The following is a 5586-nucleotide window of genomic DNA, read 5'->3' on the forward strand; positions in this document are numbered from 1 at the left end:
AAGCGGAACAATTATGAACACAAGCTGATGCTGTAGATTAGACTGCAAAGTGTATGAAAACTGTACTCTCTTACCAAAAGTACAGCCTGCTCGCTCATTACCTCAAAGTTAAGCGGGACTTAAGGGCAAGGTGCACCCATGGCACACAAGTTGGTACTGTCCCAAAGAGTGTCAGAAAGAGGCATCCGCCATGGGTTATCTTGACCTCTTATTCAGTACCGACTGTAGATGGAGGGTTACTCTGTTGAGTCGGGGAGGGATCATGCAAGGTATTGAGTTTGAGCTACAGGGTCAGCTATATCTGCTATGGATGGCTGAAGGACAGCCAAGAAAAGCACTGATAAGAAGAAGATCGCAAGTCACGATTGGGAACGATCAGGATCCATTGGGTGCGCTAAGGAGAAAATCGTCCTCTTCCAGCATTCCTGAATCCGATGAAGCAACAGACAATACGACTACCGCGCCTTCTTGTTGCGGTGAAAAAATGTACCCATCCAACTATAAAACTTTGCTGGTGATGACCGGTCTTTTTAAGGCTTTGCAAATCACTCAAACCACTGCCCGTTATTGAGAGTATTGAAACAACCCGTTGTGAGGTAGAGTGACTGTTTTGAGATTAGTCATCCGGATGACCACTAGAAAATGATCGGGCTAAGAAAAATTCATTGTGCCATCTCTGCTACCGTATCCATGTTTCTGGCGGGTTGTGTACAAGTGCCAGATACATCGGCCTTCAAAGCTTCAGCAGATTTTCCCGAGTTCAAACAGGAAAGCTTTGAGGAATATGTGCAGTCCACCAGGGGCTGGTTGCGTGAAAACAGAGCATTTACCACGGACAACCCTGAAGTAGAACTGGATGCCAATGCCCCGTTTGAAATCAAGCCACTAAAGCAGGGTAAAAAGCGAAAAGGCATATTGCTGGTGCATGGTTTGGGTGACTCTCCGTATTCCTTTGTAGATCTGGCCCCCGCCTTGGCTAAACAGGGCTTTCTGGTGCGCGTGGTGCTTCTGCAGGGTCATGGTTCTAAACCTGCCGATCTGATCCCCGTTACCATGGAGTCCTGGCAGGAGTTGGTCGAATATCAGGCTAAACAATTACAGGGCGAAGTGGATGAACTCTGGCTAGGCGGTTTCTCCACAGGAGCCAATCTGGTCACCAGTCTGGCTCTGCAGCAGGAGGAGGATGTTAAAGGGTTATTGTTGTTTTCTCCTGGTTTTAAGCCCAAAAGTGCCATGGTGTCACTGGCACCTTATCTGGCCAAGATTAAAGACTGGGCGGATATCGATGAGACAGAGAATTACGTTCGATATGACTCTCTGGCTGTGAAGGGTGCTGGAGAATATTACAGAACCAGCAAAAGGGTGCGTAAAGATCTTGAGGCTACTGCGTTTGATCGACCTGTGTTTATGGTGATGAGTGAGTACGACAGCGTGATCAACTCTGAAGGTGTTCTGGAGCTGTTTGAATCACGCTTTACCCATCCGGACAGTCGATTTATCTGGTATGGCAATGACCCTGAATCCGAAGATCCAAGGGTTTCAGTACTTGAGGCTCGCATTCCGGAGCTGAGGATCAGTAACTTCTCCCATATGGCACCGCTGTTTGTTCCCGGGAACCCCTACTACGGAAAAAACGGCAGTTATCGTATGTGCAATAATGGACAGTTAGGGAAGGCTGCTAAAAACTGTCCGATTGCTGAAGAAGTCTGGTACTCGGCCTGGGGTTACCGGGAGAAGGGAAAAACCCATGCCCGCCTGACCTGGAATCCATACTTTGATGAGCAAATGTCACAAATCAACCAGATATTTAAGAAGCACTCAGAACAATAAACATTCAAAAAGTCTTTGTGGCTCCTGACACGGCAAAAATGCTCCCTTCGTCGAATAACTTTCCCCTGTAGCTCTTATGGTCAGTTTGTAGAGCTGACTATTAAGAGCTCTTCAAACGATCACTAAATTGAAACCATATATTCATTTTCTGTGGGTTGACACACTTTCTCGATATCTATTTAATCTATTTCGAGACAAAAGTGTATCGAAATAATCTTTTTTGATTCACGAAGCGAAGGGTAGAAAACCCTGATAGATACGAAGGGAGATGTAGAGTTTGGCTGACAATAAAAACGACATTTCACGTTTTCTGATGCAGGCTACCCTTGGCGCAGACAGGAAAACCATTGAACATGTTCAGACGCTTGGTAAAGAGCAGTGGTTGAATCAACAGCTTCAGGCACCGGTTGATATCAAGGAAGGGTACGAGTTCAAGACGACTGAAATCTGGCGATATTTCCGTAATAAATTGAAGAAAGCACATGGTGAGCGAGCCATCAATGGCGACGGTAATGATCCAGCGCTTCCTTATGAATGGTACTTCCAGATGGCCTGGTGGGACCGGGTTCTTTCTGCCAGTTATGACAGTGACAACTTGTTGAGACATCGAATAGCTCAGGCCCTGAGTGAAGTTCTGGTGGTTTCGCAGAACTCGCAGCTGGATCTGGATTCGGTGGCTTTAGCCAACTACTACGATATTTTCTATCGTCACGCATTTGGCAGCTATGCAGACATTCTTGCGGAAGTTTCTCTTCATCCCTGCATGGGCTTCTACCTGTCTCATATGAACAACCGTAAAGCGGTGCCCGAGAAGCATATTCACCCTGATGAAAACTACGCCAGGATGAAAACTACGCCAGAGAGATTATGCAGCTGTTCAGTATTGGGCTTTTCGAGCTGAACCGGGATGGCAGTCGTAAGAAAGATAAGCAAGGACAGGATATACCCACTTACGATAATCGAGATATCAAAGAGCTGGCGCGGGTTTTTACCGGTCTGAAAGCCGCCAGTTACGACTTTGAGTGGCGTACTTCATTCTTTGACTTTCACGGTACACAAATCGATTTCGACGACAGTGTTAGTAAAACTTACAAGACGATCCCCTTTGTAAATATGGCTCGTCCCATGGTTGTGGATGAAAAGTATCATGACCGTGGAAACAAAGAACTGCTGAACGGACACATCAAACTGCCTGGAGGAGAGAACGGACAGAGAGAGGTTCGGAAGGTTTCGCGACTGTTGGTTTCTCACCCCAGTGCTGCACCCTTTATTGCTCATAAACTGATCCAGCAGTTGGTCACCTCTAACCCCAGCCCGGAATATGTGAAAGCTGTAGCTGAGAAGTTTGGTTCAGAAGGCGATATGAAGGCGACTATCCGGGAGATTCTGACCCATCCGGAGGCATCTAAGCCCATGAAATTGAAGGTGCCTCTCTTCAAGGTCACCCAGCTGCTGAGAGCCTTTGATATCAATACGCCTGAGCGCAGGCCATGGATGATAGGCACGGACATCAAAGAAACCACTGCTCAGCTGCCCATGGCTGCGCCAACGGTGTTCAATTTTTACAAACCCGATTACACACCTCATGGCCCAATAGAAAAATCCGGACAGGTGGCACCAGAATTTGAGTTGCTCAACTCAGCGACTTCCGTTGCCTGGATCAACATGATGTACAACTGGTTCTTCGGTGAGTATTACCCGGTGGTTTCCACCGAGATCAGTAGCTCACGTAAGAATGTCCCTGAACTGGATGAAGATAATCTTTTTTCAGATAGCAGAAGCCGAATGAGACCCGATTTCCGCTACGAATTTCAGCTGGCCAGACAGAAGCGATTTGATGATTTGATCGCCCACATGAGTACCGTGCTCTGTGGTACCGACAGATGTCAGGTGAAAGATGAAATTAAAGAGACCATTTCCCAGTATCCGGGAGAAGCTGCCTATGTGGTTCAGACCGTAGCGTTCATGATTGCTATCTCCCCGCAGTTTGCCATTCTGGAGGCGTCAGCATGAAAAAGAAAACGGTGAATCATTCAAGACGGAATTTTTTGAAGAATTCAGGACTGATGATGGCCGGTTCAAGCCTGTTATTTTCAGGGGTCAGTGGTTCAGTGATGGCGGCGGGACAGTCAACCAGTCGTAACAAGGCTCTGGTCTTTATCATGCTGGATGGCGGTAACGATAGTTTTAATATGCTGGTGCCTACTTCCTCTGATGATTATCGTGACTACCAGCGTAGTAGTGGCAATCTGGCACTGGAGAAAAAAAGCTTACTGAAACTGCCAGGGTATTCTGACAAAAACAACAAGGACTTTGGCTTGCACGGTGCCATGCAGGAAGTTCAGAAGCTTTTTGATGACAAAAAGTTGTCGTTTATTGCCAACATTGGACCTATGATCGAGCCAGTGACTAAAAAATCATTTAATGAAAGTACCGCTCAATTACCGGTTGGTTTAATGTCGCACTCGGATCAGTTCCGTCACTGGCAAACCTCCCGTCCGGGTGAATCGTGGTTGGTTTGGTGCCTTTGCTGACAAGTTACAGGCCGGAGCTTCTGACAGCCAGTTGCCTATGAATGTCTCTATGACCGGCAGTAATGTGATGCAGGATGGTCTGGATAGGACCAGTTATGCCATTACCGATAAAGGCAGTGTGGGCATGGTGTTCAAGGATTCAGAATCTGCATCTGATATGACCATGCAGTATTTCAACCAACTGGTGGAAGCCGGCGTTGATAGCATTCTGAGTCGATCCTATAAAGATCCATTCAAGCAGACTTATGCTTCTTTCACTCGCCAGGCCCAGAAGCATCATGAAACCTTCAGTCGAGCCACCCGAGATATCAGGGTCAGAACAACGTTTTCTGACAAAAAGCTCTTTCGTGACTTGAAAATGGTAGCCAGAACCATCAAAGCGGCTGACCGTCTGGGTATGCCTCAGCAAACTTTCTTCCTGCGTTATATCGGCTGGGATCACCATGATGAACTGCTGAAAAATCATGAGCGGAAACTGAAAATTGTCAGTCAGGCCATGTCTGAGTTTCAGCAGGCTCTGGAAGAGCTGAATGTTGCTGATCAGGTCATTACCTTTACGGGTTCTGATTTTGGCCGAAGCCTGACGTCTAATGGCAATGGTACGGATCATGGCTGGGGCGGAAACACCATGATTATGGGTGAGAACATTCATGGTGGGCAAGTGCTAGGAGAGTATCCATCACTGGCTTTGGGTGGTGAACTGGAAGTCAGTGATGGCATCCTGATTCCAAGCACGTCTACGGGTCAGCTCTATGCGGAACTGGCCATGTGGTTTGGCTTGAAAAAGCAGGATTTACCCAAGCTGTTTCCTAATATTGAAAACTTCTATTCTCTGTCCAGCGATACCTCGCCTCTGGGTGCAGTCAAACTATAATCCTCTCTTGATTGCGGCTGCATCAGTTTAAATAGATGCGGCCGTGAACTTTATGAACAAAAAAGCCTTTATGCCCGTAAGCTTTTTGCGTTTACGGTTATTACTTAGGATGTCTGTAATCGATCAGTAAATAACGAATAGAACAGGATTGATCAAATGGGCATCAGGCAAAACTTCCGTCGTTTAATGACGGGCTCAATTCTGGCAACCCTGTGTGTTTCACTCGATTCTGCAGTTTTTAGCGTTTGACGAAGGAAGATTCTTGTGGACTGCGGAACCAGTCTACTACTGTGACTCTTGTGCCAAGCCTGGCGAGGTACAATCAACATCACAGCAGCAGGCTGGCAG

General features: G+C 46.9%; 7 protein-coding genes. 6 read left to right on the top strand and 1 reads right to left on the bottom strand.

The annotated features are described in order from the left end of the window. The first annotated feature begins 262 nt into the window (after positions 1-262). The 6 genes from ACR2PX_RS04345 to ACR2PX_RS04370 all read left to right on the top strand — a co-directional run bounded on the left by ACR2PX_RS04345 (position 263) and on the right by ACR2PX_RS04370 (position 5238). Positions 263-571, top strand: a complete 309-nt coding sequence (locus ACR2PX_RS04345; RefSeq protein ID WP_433998140.1) for a hypothetical protein — start codon at positions 263-265, stop codon at positions 569-571. Between the two features lie 71 nt (positions 572-642). Next, complete coding sequence (locus ACR2PX_RS04350) at positions 643-1830, top strand: alpha/beta hydrolase (RefSeq protein WP_433998141.1); 1188 nt, start codon at positions 643-645, stop codon at positions 1828-1830. A gap of 277 nt (positions 1831-2107) precedes the next feature. Continuing rightward, positions 2108-2731 carry a DUF1800 family protein gene (locus ACR2PX_RS04355; RefSeq protein WP_433998142.1) on the top strand — a complete coding sequence of 208 codons (624 nt, stop codon included), beginning with the start codon at positions 2108-2110 and terminating at the stop codon, positions 2729-2731. Beyond that, on the top strand, positions 2698-3843 hold the full coding sequence (locus ACR2PX_RS04360; RefSeq protein WP_433998143.1) for a DUF1800 family protein: 1146 nt from the start codon (positions 2698-2700) through the stop codon (positions 3841-3843). The genes ACR2PX_RS04355 and ACR2PX_RS04360 overlap by 34 nt, the downstream gene beginning before the upstream one ends. Next, positions 3840-4364, top strand: a complete 525-nt coding sequence (locus ACR2PX_RS04365; protein ID WP_433998144.1) for a DUF1501 domain-containing protein — start codon at positions 3840-3842, stop codon at positions 4362-4364. Before ACR2PX_RS04360 ends, ACR2PX_RS04365 begins: the two co-directional genes overlap by 4 nt. Beyond that, on the top strand, positions 4333-5238 hold the full coding sequence (locus ACR2PX_RS04370) for a DUF1501 domain-containing protein (RefSeq protein WP_433998145.1): 906 nt from the start codon (positions 4333-4335) through the stop codon (positions 5236-5238). The genes ACR2PX_RS04365 and ACR2PX_RS04370 overlap by 32 nt, the downstream gene beginning before the upstream one ends. Positions 5239-5390: 152 nt before the next feature. Here the strand turns inward: ACR2PX_RS04370 and ACR2PX_RS04375 are convergent. Beyond that, on the bottom strand, positions 5391-5586 hold a 196-nt coding region (locus tag ACR2PX_RS04375; protein WP_433998146.1), incomplete at its 5' end, for a hypothetical protein.

This window comes from Endozoicomonas sp. (genome assembly GCF_051008435.1).
GTDB lineage: Bacteria > Pseudomonadota > Gammaproteobacteria > Pseudomonadales > Endozoicomonadaceae > Endozoicomonas_A.